The organism is Pedobacter suwonensis, from assembly GCF_007833675.1.
GTDB lineage: Bacteria > Bacteroidota > Bacteroidia > Sphingobacteriales > Sphingobacteriaceae > Pedobacter > Pedobacter suwonensis.
In genome coordinates this window covers 5113014-5129460 of the sequence record NZ_CP031708.1, presented here as the reverse complement: position 1 = coordinate 5129460, position 16447 = coordinate 5113014, and the positions used below count along the sequence as shown (strand labels likewise).

The window sequence follows — 16447 nt, the reverse complement described above, 5'->3', positions numbered from 1 at the left end:
GTAAAGCCCGACCCTTTCCCGTATTTCTCGGGATTGGGGAACGCCCAAATCAGTTAACAGTTACCGATCCTCAACATAAACCCAGCTTTTAAAGATGCTTCACGACGTTTAGGATGACAGTAAGCTAAAACAAGACAAATTTTCAGCATAAACCATTCAAAATCAGTCATTTATTCACTTAAAAACAACAACTTCACGACAAAATTTCCGATTTGAAAATCAAAATCAACATGGCATTTGTTTTGATTTAAAAGGAATATGAACTTCAACAATTTTACCATAAAAGCCCAGGAAGCAGTTCAACAGGCTTCTGAAATAGCCCAGGGCAACCAGCAACAGGCTATTGAAACGGCGCACCTGCTTAAAGGTCTGCTTACTGTTGATGAAAACGTGGTTTCTTATGTTTTAAAGAAATTAAACGTTAACCTAAATGTATTAAATCAAAATCTGGATGCAGAGATTGCCAGGTTCCCGAAAGTGAGCGGAAGCAATGTATATCTTTCATCCAATGCCAATAGCGTTTTACAAAAGGCGCAAACATTTTTAAAAGAGTTTAAGGATGAATTTGTATCTGTAGAACATCTGTTACTAGGTATCTTATCTGTTAACGATAGCACCGCTAAGTTGTTAAAGGAACAAGGTGTTAACGAGAAAGACCTTAAAAAAGCCATTGTAGCGTTACGTGGCGATAACAGGGTAACTGATCAAAATGCGGAAGCCACTTATCAGGCCTTAAATAAATATGCACGCAATTTAAATGAATATGCAGAAAGCGGAAAACTGGATCCGGTAATCGGTCGCGATGAGGAAATCCGCCGTGTTATTCAGATTTTATCGCGCAGAACCAAAAACAACCCGATATTGATCGGCGAACCTGGTGTAGGTAAAACCGCCATTGCAGAGGGTATTGCCTTTAGGATTATAAAAGGCGACGTGCCAGAAAACCTGAAAAGTAAAGTGGTCTATTCGCTTGATATGGGTGCATTAATTGCCGGCGCGAAATATAAAGGCGAGTTTGAGGAACGTTTAAAGGCAGTAGTGAAGGAGGTTACCCAAAGTGATGGTGATATTATCCTTTTTATCGACGAGATCCATACTTTGGTGGGTGCCGGTGGCGGTGAGGGTGCAATGGATGCCGCAAACATCTTAAAACCGGCACTTGCCCGTGGAGAACTCCGCGCTATTGGTGCAACGACTTTAGATGAATATCAGAAATACCTGGAAAAAGACAAAGCTTTGGAACGCCGTTTCCAAAAGGTAATGGTTGAGGAACCAGATACCCAGGATGCCATTTCGATCCTCCGTGGGTTAAAGGAACGTTACGAAACCCACCATAAGGTAAGGATTAAAGATGAAGCAATTATTGCAGCCGTAGAAATGAGTCAGCGCTATATTTCTGATCGTTTCTTACCGGATAAAGCCATCGATTTAATGGACGAAGCTGCTTCTAAACTACGCATGGAAATGGATAGTGTACCTGAACATGTAGATGCGCTAGACCGTGAGATTATGCGATTGGAAATTGAACGCGAAGCGATAAAACGGGAAAAAGACGATAGGAAAGTTGCAGATCTTTCAGCAGAAATTGCTAACCTGTCTGCAGAGCGTGATGAATTTAAGGCGAAATGGCAAGGCGAAAAAGACCTGGTAGATGCAGTGAATAATGAATTGGAGCAGATTGAGCATTATAAATTAGAGGCCGAACAGGCAGAACGTGCCGGAGATTATGGCAAGGTTGCCGAAATCCGTTACGGCAAGATAAAGGAAGCCCAGGACAAGGTTGAAAAACTTAAAGCCGATTTAGAAAGCCAGCAAACCGATAGCCGCATGCTAAAAGAAGAGGTTACTGCTGACGATATTGCAGGTGTGGTTGGCCGTTGGACCGGTATTCCGGTTACCAAACTGATTGCCAGCGAGCGCGAGAAGCTGTTGCATTTAGAAGAAGAGCTGCACCAACGTGTAGCGGGCCAGGACGAGGCTATTGAAGCCATTTCTGATGCCATCCGCCGTTCACGTGCCGGCTTACAGGATAAACGTAAACCTATTGGTTCCTTTATTTTCTTAGGTACTACGGGTGTAGGTAAAACGGAACTTGCCAAAGCCCTGGCTGAGTTTTTATTCAATGATGAAAATGCACTTACCCGTATTGATATGAGTGAGTACCAGGAACGACATGCCGTATCACGCTTAATCGGAGCGCCTCCGGGGTATGTGGGTTATGATGAAGGCGGACAGTTAACGGAAGCGGTTAGGCGCAAACCTTATTCGGTAGTATTGCTTGATGAGATCGAAAAGGCACATCCGGATGTATTTAACATCTTGTTGCAGGTATTGGATGATGGCCGTTTAACTGATAACAAAGGCAGAACGGTGAATTTCAAAAACACCATCATCATCATGACCTCGAACATTGGTGCGCATTTAATTCAGGATAACTTTAAAGATTTGAGCGACGAAAACCGTGAAGAGGTTATTGCGAAAACCAAAAACGAACTATTTGAGGTATTGAAGCAGACCATTCGTCCGGAGTTTTTGAACAGGATTGATGAGCTGATTATGTTTACCCCATTAAACCGCAGCGAAATCAGAAATATTGTAAGCTTACAGTTTAAACAGGTACAGCAAACCTTAGCCGAAATGGGTATAGAGATGGATGCCAGTGATGAAGCTTTAGATTGGTTGGCACAACTGGGTTATGATCCGCAGTTTGGCGCAAGGCCGTTGAAAAGGGTCATCCAGAAAAGAATCCTGAACGAGCTATCGAAAGAGATCCTGGCAGGAAAAGTTGACAAAGACAGCAAGATTAAGTTAGACATGTTCGATCATAAATTTGTGTTCCTGAACCAGAAAGCGGATTAAAATACAAAAATCGAGTCCCGTCCAAGTTCATCTGGACGGGATTTTTTTTTGTTACCCATATTGCCTGTTGTACCTAAAGCCTGATTTATTTAGCGTTTTTTAACATAAAGTGTGTTGTAGCAGTAGTTTGAGATACTTAAAATTGCAGATATAACCACCTGAAAATGAATCTCAAAACTACGCTTCTTCTTATTTTGACCTGTCTTGCCATCCAAAGTTTCGCTCAAAAATTTCAAAAATCAGCACTTTTAAAAGGCATTAATACCTTACCTATGCCTGATACGGGAAAATTTGTTTCTGCGTTCTTTAGCACTAATGAACAACCTCAGATCATAGCTACACATTTGCTTTCATCGCAAGTTGATGTTTCAGCAACAGTAATGATGAGCAGCGCCCTGGGTAAAGGACACATTTTTGCCATAGGCTCGTCCGAGTATTTTGAAAGCAAATTATTGAGCGATCAAAATGTTCAACATTTGTTAAAAAACATTATCCAATCGGCAAGAAATCATCCCAAAAAACTTAAAGTAGCCGTCACTAAAACTGCCGATGCAGGATTGATCAATGCATTGAAAGCCAACAATGCTCAAGTTTACATCGCTGATAGCAGTAAACTACAGCCCAATACCGACATTTACTTTTTAACCAATGACGTGAAGGATACAGCAGCGCTTAAAGTCATTGAAAAATACATAGCTGATGGTGGAAATTTGGTTTATGGCTCCCCCTACCCATATATTTTTAAGCACAGAGATCCCAATAAATCATATTTAAATGATCTGATAAAAATAAATGCTTTATTAAGTAAGGCGGGAATATTTAATGCCTATACCATGTTTACGGCTGAGCATGCCAAAGATAGTTTGACGTTAACAAAAGAACCTTTTTATCTTCTATTGAAGAATATTTTGAGTGAGCTGGCGAAACCTTCTCCTAAACCGACCAGCCCCACCGAATATGCCTACGGTATAGAGCCTACATTAGAGCTGGCTTTTTCGAATAATGCAGATACCAGTATGTTGATCAGGAAAATAAAATCGACACTTTCCATTGGCGATTCACTTCCGATACCCGCACTAAACAAACCACTGGATATTTCCACTGCCGCTAAAAAAGCGGGCTATCAATTTTCAAAATATATTTATGAAAAATCTCACAATAAAGAAAACTCGACCGATTTTGTATATCCGGAAAGTAAGTCGTTTCCTGGAGAGGTACCCAAAAACGCCAGGCGTAGCACAGAATTGATTGATATAGCCGTACAGGTAGGTTCGCAAGGCTTAGCTGAACCTTATCCAAATTATTTCAGGTTACACAGTACAGGCGTTTATGTTCCGGCCGGCGAAAAAGTGAGCATCGTGATCGACCCAAAATATAAAAACCAATATTTAAAGGCGCAGATCGGCATTCATAATGATGATTTAAGACATCTGGATCAGCTGGAAAGATCGGGTTTTGACTTAACCAGATCATTTGAACTGGAAAAAGATACCACGACCATTTTTTCACCATATGGTGGACTATTGTATATCAGAATTCCTGACAGTTCCTCGCTCAAATCAATAAGTATTATTGCAAATGGTGTAGTAAAAGCCCCCTATTATAAATTAGAGAAAAATAACCTGACCGAATGGGCAAGCATTAAAAATAATCCTGCACCATGGACAGAACTAGCGACGGATAAAATTATACTCACCGTACCCACCTATCGCATTAAAAATTTGGAAAATCCTGACTCCTTACTAAAGTTATGGGACCAAGTAATGGATGCAGATGCCGATTTAGCCATCATTAGCCGAACCAGAACACATCCTGAAAGGATAGTCATCGATAATCAGGTTGCCTATGGCTATATGTTCACCGTCTGGGATAAAATTGTGGCCCCCAATGATGAAAGTTGCGAATTAATGCTTAATGAAAAAATGCTGAAAGAAAAAGGAAGCTGGGGCCATTTCCACGAGCTCGGCCATCGCCATCAATTTTGGGGGCTTGATATGGATGAAGTTGGTGAAGTAACCACCAACCTTTATACCATGTATGTATATGATAAAGTACTAAAAAAGGGCCTCTACAACCACGAGGGAATGGAAAGTAAAGATGAAGTAAAGCAGAAAATCAATAGTTATCTTCAAAACCAGCCTACCTTTGAAAAATGGGGAAAGGAACCCTTCACCGCTTTGTGTATGTATATCCAGCTTATTGAACATTTTGGATGGGAGTCTATCCTCAAAGCCAATAAAATATACCGCGATATGGATCCAAGAAAATATTACCAAAACGAATTGAGCAATGAAGCACGGATCGATCTTTGGTTTACATCCATCAGTAAAGCTACGAATTCAGATTTATCGTCGTTTTTTGAGATATGGAAAATACCAGTAAGCGAAAGGGCAAAAAAAGAGGCTAAAGCGTATAAAACCTGGATTCCTGACGAGTTCGCCACTTACCTGCCACATCATACTGACAATCAATAATATCAAATCCCAAAGCACTTATTTCCGTGGGATTTGACATTTAAAAATTAACTAACATAGCCGTTCATTTTTCTTGTTTTTTGTTTCGATAATGATTATTATTGATTACACACAAAAACACAAAATAAAATGAAACCTAAATTAATCATTATGGCGCTGCTATGCGCCGTTAGTTGGCGCAGCTATGCCCAAACTGAAAAAGGATCCGGCTTTATTGGCGGAAGCCTGGGTTTTGGAACCTCCAGGCAAAACCCTTCATCACCCAGCTTAAACACCTTTACTTTAACGCCGCGGGGAGGTTATTTTTTAGCCAATAATTTTGCCATCGGCCTGGAAGTCCCCTTAAATCTGTCGAAGCTCAGGGGCGAAAGTTATATTGCATGGAACAGTGAATACGGATATTACGAAGAACAGCGCGGCGTAAAAGAATTCAGCTTTGGTTTTTCTCCCATTGTACGCAAATACATTGATGTTAAAGATCGTTTTAAGTTTTTTATGCAGGCCAACCTGCTCTTACAGGTAAATACCTTTAACCGCATTGATGACGAAGGTTACCTGATCCGTACTGATGCCAAAATAAAAGGATGGGGCGCCAGTATCAGTCCTGGTTTTAGCTATTTCATATCTAAACATGCCGCTTTGGATTTTTCAGTACCTGTTGTCTCTTTCTTTCATCAAAATTACTATGCTGAAGAATCGCTTTATAATTACGATAAAACGAACAATTTGAAGCTTGCCCTGCAAAATTTCACACCAACATTTACTTTTAATTATCACTTCTAACATTCCTTACGATGAAAAATATATTCACCAAAAGCTTCAGCCGGGCAGGCATAAGCTTATTATTTCTTTTAAGTCTTTCCATTGAGGCAAATGCACAACGCTTTCGAGGCAAAATAGAATATTACAGCAGTGTATTTCCTTCTGAAGATGGGAAAATCAAATCTATAAATGGCACCAGGATTGAATACTATAATTCCGTTTTTAAATCTGAAGATGGAAAAGTAAAAACAATCGGCGATAAAAGAGTAGAATATTACAACAGCGTATTCCCTTCTGAAAACGGAAAAATAAAATCCATTGGTGATATTAAAATTGAATATTACAATTCCGTTTTTAAATCGGAAGATGGAAAAATTAAATCCATTGGTAATATCAAATTTGAGTACAACAACACAGGATCTCAAAAAAGCGACGGTAAAATAAAATCAATTGTTAATGAAAACGAGGACCGTGAATCGGAAGATGCCATGGACACTTATTATTTTATCGAAAAACTGAATTGCCAATAGTATAGCTCACAAATAAAAAAACTTCAGACTGAAATTTAACCTGGACTATTTTTTTTTAAAAACTGAAAATGAGTTAATTACATACAAAATAACTAACATCATAGTTTTATTTCGGGTTTTTGGTTATCATTGGACACATAGAAAAAACACAAATGAAAAAACAATTATTAACGCTGGTAGCAATATGCGCTATCACTATTGGTGCTAATGCCCAAACAGAAAAAGGAGACAATTTAATCGGTGGTTCTATTGGATTTAGCCATAACAAACAGGAGCCATTAAATTCTACCAATACTTTTTCTACCGGTAATTCAAAATCGTATAATATTGCACCGCGCTTCGGCCATTTTTTTGGAAAAAACCTGGCTCTGGGCCTACAGATTGGATATGGCGGAAATAAGGCGGAATCCCAATCAACATATTTTCTGGGAAGTGGCAGTCCACAATTCATTAATTCAGTTAGTAAAAGTCACTCCTTTAATGTTGTTCCATATTTAAGGTATTACGTAGATATTGTTGATAAATTTAAATTCTTCGGCCAGGCAAATGTTGGAATGGCTTTTGGAAAAAGCACGTATAACCTAATGTTATCAGGAAATTATGTTACTGAAACCACCCATTATAAAAACACCAATTATCAGGCCTCTATCGACCCTGGCTTTGCATTCTTCCCTACTAAAAAATGGGCTGTTGAGCTTTCTTTTCCTTTACTTGCTTACAGTAAACAAAACATGAAAGATGATGGTGTAAATTTAAATTCTCAAGCCTTAAGTAATGAAACATTTATATTTGGCTTTAGTTCTTTCACCCCAGGTATTGGGGTTAACTTACATTTTTAAATCAGATAGTGCCATCTCTAATAAAGACGGCACTATTTTTATTTCTTCTTTGTTCCTATATTCGGTAAGAAACCGGTTAATAAACCGATTAAAGGCAGAAACGCACAAACGTTAAATACGTATTCGATACTGGTTGAATCTGCCAGTTTACCCAATAAGGCCGATCCGATGCCCCCCATACCAAAGGCAAAGCCAAAAAACAAACCTGCAACCAAACCTACCTTTCCGGGAATCAATTCCTGTGCATAAACCAATATGGCAGAAAAAGCAGAGGCCAGAATCATCCCGATAGGAACAATAAGGACCCCAATCCAAAACAAACTGGCATGTGGAAGCAATAAAGCAAATGGAGCGGTACCCAATATCGATACCCAAATGACATATTTTCGTCCTATCTTATCTCCTATTGGTCCGCCCAGTAACGTTCCGGCAGCTACCGAGAATAGGAAAACAAACAAATAAAGCTGTGAGGTTTGCACGGAAACCTTAAATTTATCGATCAGGTAAAAGGTAAAATAATTCGTTAAACTCGCCATATAAAAATATTTCGAAAAGATCAATAACAGTAAAATACACACTGAGAAGATCACCTTTCCTCTTGAAAATTGATTCACAACGGTTTGAATATTGATCTTTTTACTTCTCGAAAGCATAAAACCTCTGTACCAATTGCCAACATAGGTTAAAATAACAATGGCTAAAAGCGCAATAACCGAAAACCAGATGACGCTGATCTGCCCATAAGGCACAATAATCCAGGCGGCCAAGAGCGGACCCAAAGCACTGCCGGCATTACCGCCCAACTGAAAAACCGATTGTGCCAGTCCCCTCTTCCCTCCAGATGCAGCATGTGCCATCCTTGAGGCTTCGGGATGAAATACCGATGAACCGATGCCGATAAAAGAAACGGAAATTAATATGGTGTAAAAATGGCCGGACAGCGAAAGCGAAATCAAACCAAGCAGCGTAAACCCCATGCCTATCGCCAATGAATATGGCTGAGGTTTTTTATCGGTGTATAAACCCACAAAAGGCTGTAAGAGTGATGCGGCCAATTGAAAGGTTAAGGTAATGAGCCCGATCTGCGAAAAACTTAAGCGATAGCTGTTTTTAATAATGGGATAAATTGCAGGAATTAACGATTGTATGGTATCATTTAACAGATGCGAAAAACTTAAGGCAAAAAGTATCGGGAAAACGGTTTTTTCGATAATGGCGGTAGTAGATGTATTTTCAGTCATAACGGGTAGCTTATGTGCCAAAATTAGGGATAATATTTTTTTATAGCTTAGCGGTTGCCCTTGCAAAAAACAAACATTTTAGTAAAGTTTTCGTTTTATAGCTATGGAAAAAAACAAAAAAATTATTGGGTTGTGCGGAAGCTTACGTAAAGGCTCTTATAATGCCATGTTGCTTAACCTTGCAGGTAGTTTAATTCCTGAAGGTATCGAATTCGAAATTGTTGCATATGATGATGTTCCGGTTTACAATGCAGACCATGATCTGCCGGAGGTTGAAGAAAGACCAGCAAGTGTAGTAAGATTCAGGGATGCCCTGGCTACCGCGGATGCTTTTATTATTGTTTCTCCTGAATATAATTATTCCATTCCCGGGGGATTAAAAAATGCAATTGACTGGGCCAGCCGTGGAAAGGACTCTCCATTGATGCACAAACCGGTTGCCCTGATGGGTGCAACGCAGGGCATGTGGGGCACAGTTAGGATGCAAGCTGCATTTTTACCTGTTTTTACTTTTTTAAATATGAATCCGGTTTTGCAGCCAGAAGTTTTGATTGCCCAGGCTCAAAATAAATTTGATGCGGATGGGAATTTAAATGATGAAAAAACCATCTCCATTATCCAAAAGAAAATAGATAACCTCATTTCGGCTTGTAAGGTTTAACTAAACCTTACAAGTTACTTCAAAACCTGCCATTTCTACCACTTCAATATCTGACATTTCTACAAAAAAAGTCAGATTGTCAATTTGTCATACCTAAAAAATTAATCAATCGATTGATTTTTCGTCACACGAAAATAATATTGAATTAACACTGAATTTACATCTGTTTGTAAGCTAACAAGTTACCCAAAAACTGATTTTTTGATGACTTTGGCAAAGCTTTTTGGCATAAGTGTTGACTTTTAAGCAAATATAGTCAGAAATTAAAATAGTAAAATTGACTATATTTTTATAACAAATAAATCATAAAAAAGATGAAAAAATTATTATTATCTTTAGTAGCAGTAGCCGGTTTAGTTTATGGTGCACAGGCACAAACTGAAAAAGGAAATTTTATGTTAGGTGGTAACGTAGGTGTAAATTCTACAAAAGTAGATGGCGCTCCGAAAGCAGATTTCAAGTTTAGCGTATTACCTAGCATTGGCTATTTTGTTGGCAACAACTTTGCAATCGGTACAGGTGTTGGTTACGAATACGATAAAAAAGTAAGCAACAGAACACAAGAAGGCGCTTTTAAAGTTGCCCCTTTCGGACGTTATTATGTTGGTTTATCAGACCAGTTTAAATTCTTCGGACAATTATCTGTGCCTTTGGCTTTTGGTGAGTTAAAAGCAACTGATGCCAATGGTGATAACGCGGTTAAATTAGGTACTACCACCAATATCGGCGTAGAACTTGCTCCAGGTTTTGCTTTCTTCCCAACCAAAAAAATCGGTATTGAACTTTCAGTTAAAGGCTTAAGCTACGACAATTATACTGTTAAGGCTGAAGGAACCGGTGCTAAAGCTAAAACCAATACATTTGGCTTAAACGCTGATACTTTTGCACCAAGATTGGGTGTTCAGTTCTACTTTTAATTAATTCTCCCCCGGGAGGCAATTAATAAATGACTTTTTTTCAGAGAGCGTCACGATTGAACATCGTGACGCTTTTTGTTTGTTGTACCATTCGGTAAAATGAACCTGATTTTTTGCTGATCCGGCAGAGGAGAATTTGGTGCCCGTCCGTCCATCTGTTCCGGAATGGTTTCATTCTGATAAGTATTCCAGGCAAAAACAGGTCAGAATTAAATGAAAGTAATAGCAATCATCTACTTTTGATCGGGTTCAAAGGTGATGATGAATCCCGATTTGTTTGGTGAATCAGCAATAACCGCTTACCGCTTAAGCAGTGGATTAAGCCAGATGGCCCATGAATTGTGGTTATGCCCTTCTGTTCCTTCGGCGCGCAGCTCGATTTTATTTATATTCTCAATGCTGATATCTATCCGGCTCTGCTCTCCAACTCTTAACGCCGGCGACCGGTAAAGCTCTTTACCATCGCCAATAATGGTAAATCTTGCCGAGCCTTGCTGGTGGGCATAATCTCTCAAACCTACAATAGCGGAAAACCTTGTCCATTTTTTATTTAACAGGAACGAATAAACAGACGGTGAATGCGCAAATAATCCCTTTTCATAAATCTGACCCTGGTTAGCAAGAAAAAAAACGTATTCCGACTCGGCAGTAAAATAATTACGTGCAGCTTTTTCCCAACCCACGCTGGCAAGCTCCCACTTCGCGTCTGAAAGGTAAAGACTATCTCCTTTATACGTTGCAGGATCGACAGGCGGGATGGGATTAATCACACTTTCAAGTATGCTAAGCTTTTTCTTTATTTCCCTGGTCTTCTCCATTACGGATAACCGGTTATAAAGTTCTTTGACATTTAATGCCTCTCCTGTTGGAATTTCCATCACCTCTGCATGGTTATGCCCCACCATAAAAAGTTTGTAAAAAGGATACACCATCCCATTAGGGAGCATAAAGATCAAATACATCCGGTAGTTCCCTTCTTTCCATTTTGTTAACGGTACAGCGATCGATCCAGTACTGTTAACAGGGTAAATAGTACTTTCATTGAAATATTCTGTTTCATTCAAAGGACTAATCAGCACTGAAAGGGCGTAAGGGGTTAAATTACCGGCAATACCGGCTTTCAATAGGATGCCATTGTCGGTATAGCTGCAAGAAATGTTATTTAACGACAGTTGTGTATCAGTCTTATTGTATTTAGCATATCCGGTAAACACGGGGTGACTGAGCAGCTGCAATATTCCGGCGGCTGAAATATAAGAAGTCTGGGTATCGCCCCAAACGCTTCCTTTAAAATGGCGGCTTCCATACTCTCCCATTAAGGATATTGATGAGGGCTTCAATTCGGATGGATGACCAAAATCGTGATGCAGGCCAAACATGTGCCCCATTTCGTGAGCAATACCCCCTATATACCAGCTGTTAAACTCTGCTACACTGCACTCCCTGTCGGCCCTGCCTGGTTCAGCGTACTTAATCCGGTTCACCTTATCCGTTAGTAACTTTGGATCGAGCAGTGGGCAATCGGCGGCAAAGCTTACTCCGTTAACTGATGAACCAATGCCCATATAGGGCGAGTCAAAAACATAGGTTGTACTATCTTTCCAATAATATAACCCAGTTATGATCAGCACATGATCTTTGTAAAAATCAATTTTGCCACCTCCTTTGTTCGATATTTCCGCCTGCAGCTGATTAGCGGAATTGACATTATAGCTCTTTGAATCGAAATCTCCTTCAACTGCAGTGAGCATATATTTATTCCCTGATTTCTCAAAGTTTACGCCATCAGATTTTATTCCATAACGCTGGAACTCGTCTCTGTAAAAATCACTCACAGCGCTCAATACGCGGTTTAAGCGCTCTTCCCAGTTAGCGGATAGCTTTTGGCCTTTTCCATAAAAATACACCACCTTAACTACATTATTGGCTTTCGGTGTGTCCTTGTTATAATTTTTAATTATATTTTTTGAAGCCGATATTATACTTTGAGCGGTTTGAGGTAACTGCGAATAGCCATTAATGGCAAGGAAGCAGGAAAGAACTACAATTATTACTGATTTGATTTGGAGAGTCATTAATAAAGTTGATTTGGTTTATCGCTAATGTAGTAAAAAATATCAGCACCCATTTCGGCTAAGATTTTACCCCTATTGCCTAACGACTTAGCGTGGCTCTTCTTAATTTTTTACATGCGGATTATTAGGGTTTGACCGAAAACAAGTTTTACCCTTAATTACTTCTTAATCAGCTTAAATTTTTTCAGTTGTTGCCCATTTTTATTGATCACACCCACATACACCCCTGTTGATAAAGCATTAAGTGCAAATTTATTCGAACTGGTGGCTTTTTCTTCGAAAACTTTCTGACCTAACATGTTAAAGATAGACAGGCTGTAATCTTCAAATGATCCGCTCAGAATCGTTAAATAATCAGATACCGGATTAGGAAAGAATGAAAATTCATTCTCTTTCAGGTACACTACCGATACGAGATCGCTCTTTACCTGACCGTTGGCCGTTTCGAACGTAACGCGGTAAAACTGGATTCCGGTTTTTGGCTTATCATCAAAAACCGTATAATCCAGCTGGTTTGAAACGGGCCTGGTTTGCTGTAAAACACTAAAAGTATTTGGTCCGGTCTGTTTTTCCCAGATGATGTTCTTTATATCCAAAGTGGTACCCACACTCAGTTCAATTTTTACCCGTTTATCATCGGTTAACGAAGCAAACAAATTTCTCACGTAACAGGCAATGCCCTGTTGGGTATAATCGATGGTATAACTTTTTAAACCCGTAAAACCTACACCATTTGCCGCCACGGCAAAGTAATTACTATTGATTTTGCCGGCATCCAGCTTAACTATGGTATCAGCAAGCGTTAAAACCGGCGAAAGGATATTATCTGTGATATTATACAATGTATAGTCCTTTGCTCCGGGCTGTGCATTCCAGCTGAGTACCAGACCATCTTTGCAAGCATAGCCAACTTTTAATACCCTCGGACTTGAAATAACAAAGGGTTGACTCAATATTTCCTTACCTTCCACTTCCATTTTTATCATGGCTTTAACAAACAGGTTTGGTGGAATCCAGTGGTAAAATCCTTTACTTAAATCAACACCGGCGGCAATAGATTTCCAGGTATTACCTTCGTCATAGCTAACTGACAGGTTTCCTGTTTTACTCGTATATGTATTTTCCCATCGGATATAGTTATCTTCATTAGCAAAAAAATATTCGTTTTTCACAGGACTAACAAAGGAAAAATCATTCTTGAATGTGTAACGATAAGCCAATGCGAAAGGTTGACTATTGCCCTGTTTAATCCGATCACCTTTAACATGAATAGTATAAGTACCAGCGGATGGTTGATTGAGCGTAACCTGTTGAACGTTATTGAGAAGATCGGCCTTACGCACCGCTGGTTTTGAAAGGGAATCTAAATGAGGAAAGCTGCTTAATACCCAGGGCAGCATCAAATTCCCTGCGGGTGTTTCCAGGCTTAAATCCAATCCATTAACCAGGCTTTGTGCAGCATTTACAATAGCAGGAGGATCATTCCAGGCGATGGTCAGCTTTACTTCCTCCACATTAGCGGGAATAGTTAAGGGGATCATTAAATCCTGGTTTTTGGCTACCTGATATAGTGATGCCCTGTTTTCATCTAGGGTTTTTAACGACTGGCTCACATTTAATTTTCCGTAACCATACACAAAATCGACCTGTGCAGTACCTAAATCATCAGCAGAATTGATTAAGGTTGCCCTGATGAGCGAAGCAGATGCCGCTTTTTTATATTTCTGCTGATAAAACTGTTCTACCAAAGCAACAGATCCACTGGTAATGGCTGCAGCCCCCGATGTTCCGTCTTCGCCCAGGGCAACCAATTCAGGTTTTACACGTCCATCGTAAGCAGGCCCCTTGCTGCTCAGGTTTTCAGCCATATTTTCTCTGTTAATCCCTCCTATCACCAATAAATTTTTGGCCTGCTTGAAATTGCCGGTTAAGTTGGCGCGGGCTGCTATACCCTGATAAAACCCTGCAGATGGTGTGGCAGTACCTTTATTTCCAGCCGAGAAAACATGGATCAAGGTGTCGGTTTCAAAAATCTGTTTATCGTATGCCGCAGCCTCCATTCCATAATCGTTATCGATATCGGTCCCATAAGAATGATTTTGAACATTAACCCGAAGCTTGTTTAAATCGGTAGCCAGATCAGGCATTAAATTCGTAAAATCAGAATAGGCCAGTCTGGCCTTTGGTGCTGCACCGAGTCCACGGATAAAGGAATTACCATTCCCCAAAGCCAGGGTAGCCATAATGGTAGCATGGGTAGTTGGCGTTTTACCAATAGTGGCTCCCACAACGGTTCTCCCCATTAAGTCAAGATCAGCAGCATCATACATTCCTTCTTTAAAGGACACATTTATACCAACACCATCGATATCAGGATAAAGGTTTCGGGCGTTAGAGATCTGGTTAAGGCTAAGGTCGAGACCGTTGATTACAACCTCCTCCTTGGCTACAGGCAAAACATCTGCATATAAGAGATCACCAAGCTCCAGCAAAAACATTAAATCTTTTGGCGAGAAGTAAGCTGTACAGATGTGATTGATGTTATCGATTGATTTTATTTTTACACCTGCCAGCGCCACTGGTAGCGGATTTACATTTTTAAAGGCTAACCGAACCAGAATAGAATCATTCTTTTTACTGCTTTTATTGAGCACTTTCATCAGTCTGTTACTAACTTTCCAGAGCCCGTTAGCTTGTTCCTGATCAATGATACTGTTGGAAAAGTTAGAAACACTCGATTTTTCGACGATAAAATGATCGCCAGAGAGGATTTTTTGGGGCTTTAACCGCTGAATTTCTTCAGCTGTTAACACCTGTTTAAATCTTACCAAAATAGACTGATCATCACTTAATTTTGTAACACTACCCGTTTTTGAAATATATTTTTCATTTTTTTTATCTATTCCACCAGGTTGTATCTGTGCGTTTAAACTAAAAACAGACAGACAAAAACATAAAACTAAAAATACAGTAATGACTTTCAAAAAATATTTTATTATAAAATTTTGGTTACATGATATATCTTCCCTAAATTAGGATTTATAAGGTAATCCGCAAATATTATTAACTAACTTATTCAACCTAAACTAATTTTATTCTAACTAAGATGAAAACAACCAACGTTTTATCAATTGCAGCCGCCTGCATTCTACTCACAAACTTATACTCTTGTAAGAGTAATAATACAGAAAATGCCGTAGAAAATAAGAGCGAAATTTCTGCAAGCAAATTATCACAGATCAAATCACTCGGTTTCAGTACTGACAATATCCGTAAAACAGATGAAGGTTATCTGGTAGAGGGAGATATTCTTTTAACCGACGACAATTTAGCTGAGCCTTCTACAGGGGCCAATCTAAATATCGCCGAAACAGAACAGTACAGAACCACAAACATTGTAAAATCGTTGCCACGTGTAATTACGGTATCGGTAACCAACCTGCCTCAGGTATATAGCGATGCGGTGAACACCATGATTTCGAGATACAACTCGCTGGGTTTACGCATCACTTTCCAAAGAGCCAGTGCCGGTACAACCGGAAACATTAATGTTGTAGGTTTTAACGAAGGTCCGAGCGGTGGTTTTATTACCTTAGGCTCTGCCGGTTTCCCGACTTCATCAGGCCAGCCATTTAATCAGATCAGAATGAACACCAATTCAGCAGCCTATGGTTCAAACCCTAATTTATTGTACCTGGCTTCTGTAATTCAGCATGAGGTTGGCCATTGCATCGGTTTCCGTCATACCGATTACATGAACCGTGCCTTTAGCTGTGGTTCGAGTGGTGCCGGCAATGAAGGCGCATCAAATGTTGGTGCGGTAAGAATACCGGGAACGCCTGCTAATCCGGATGCAGCATCATTCATGCTGGCCTGTTCAAACGGCGGCAACCGTACTTTCAACGCAAATGATGTCATTGCCTTAAATTACCTTTACAAATAAGATCAAAAAACCAGGATTATCTTAAAACCTAAAAAAGCCTTCCGATTTGATCAATCGGGAGGCTTTTTTTATTTAAAATTAAAGATGATCGAAAGTTTACGGAACAGACGCTCCAAAAGTCAGGTTTTGGTAACGTTGGATTTGGA

General features: G+C 39.6%; 11 protein-coding genes. 8 read left to right on the top strand and 3 right to left on the bottom strand.

All coding sequences use genetic code 11. The annotated features are described in order from the left end of the window. Window positions 1–258 precede the first annotated feature (258 nt). The 5 genes from clpB to DV942_RS21055 all read left to right on the top strand — a co-directional run bounded on the left by clpB (window position 259) and on the right by DV942_RS21055 (window position 7464). The gene (clpB, locus tag DV942_RS21075) at window positions 259–2859 is read left to right on the top strand and encodes an ATP-dependent chaperone ClpB (protein ID WP_145860806.1); all 2601 of its coding nucleotides are present in this window, start codon (window positions 259–261) and stop codon (window positions 2857–2859) included. Window positions 2860–3023: 164 nt separating this feature from the next. Then, window positions 3024–5333, top strand: coding sequence for a M60 family metallopeptidase (locus DV942_RS21070; RefSeq protein WP_145860804.1), 2310 nt, complete (start codon window positions 3024–3026; stop codon window positions 5331–5333). A 129-nt stretch (window positions 5334–5462) separates the two neighbouring features. Then, a complete protein-coding gene (locus DV942_RS21065) occupies window positions 5463–6116 on the top strand; it encodes an outer membrane beta-barrel protein (protein WP_145860802.1) in 654 nt (217 codons plus the stop codon). 11 nt (window positions 6117–6127) lie between these two features. Beyond that, window positions 6128–6625: a hypothetical protein gene (locus DV942_RS21060; RefSeq protein ID WP_145860799.1), complete on the top strand. Its 498-nt coding sequence runs from the start codon at window positions 6128–6130 to the stop codon at window positions 6623–6625. 152 nt (window positions 6626–6777) lie between these two features. Next, window positions 6778–7464 (top strand): outer membrane beta-barrel protein, encoded by a 687-nt coding sequence (locus tag DV942_RS21055; RefSeq protein ID WP_145860797.1) that lies wholly within the window; start codon window positions 6778–6780, stop codon window positions 7462–7464. Between the two features lie 38 nt (window positions 7465–7502). On the opposite strand, the gene DV942_RS21050 is transcribed toward DV942_RS21055, so the two are convergent. Then, entirely contained in the window at window positions 7503–8705 is a 1203-nt protein-coding gene (locus DV942_RS21050) for an MFS transporter (protein ID WP_145860794.1), read from the bottom strand. Between the two features lie 103 nt (window positions 8706–8808). Here DV942_RS21050 and DV942_RS21045 point away from each other — a divergent pair, with 103 nt between their 5' ends. Further along, the gene (locus DV942_RS21045) at window positions 8809–9366 is read left to right on the top strand and encodes an NADPH-dependent FMN reductase (RefSeq protein WP_145860792.1); all 558 of its coding nucleotides are present in this window, start codon (window positions 8809–8811) and stop codon (window positions 9364–9366) included. A gap of 314 nt (window positions 9367–9680) precedes the next feature. Then, entirely contained in the window at window positions 9681–10283 is a 603-nt protein-coding gene (locus tag DV942_RS21040) for an outer membrane beta-barrel protein (RefSeq protein ID WP_145860790.1), read from the top strand. Window positions 10284–10582: 299 nt separating this feature from the next. On the opposite strand, the gene DV942_RS21035 is transcribed toward DV942_RS21040, so the two are convergent. Then, window positions 10583–12358 carry an NPCBM/NEW2 domain-containing protein gene (locus tag DV942_RS21035; protein ID WP_145860788.1) on the bottom strand — a complete coding sequence of 592 codons (1776 nt, stop codon included), beginning with the start codon at window positions 12356–12358 and terminating at the stop codon, window positions 10583–10585. Window positions 12359–12516: 158 nt separating this feature from the next. Continuing rightward, complete coding sequence (locus DV942_RS21030; RefSeq protein WP_145860785.1) at window positions 12517–15342, bottom strand: S8 family serine peptidase; 2826 nt, start codon at window positions 15340–15342, stop codon at window positions 12517–12519. 122 nt (window positions 15343–15464) lie between these two features. On the opposite strand from DV942_RS21030, the gene DV942_RS21025 reads away from it, so the two are divergent. Continuing rightward, a complete protein-coding gene (locus DV942_RS21025; RefSeq protein WP_145860783.1) occupies window positions 15465–16301 on the top strand; it encodes a M57 family metalloprotease in 837 nt (278 codons plus the stop codon). The last annotated feature ends 146 nt before the right edge of the window (window positions 16302–16447 follow it).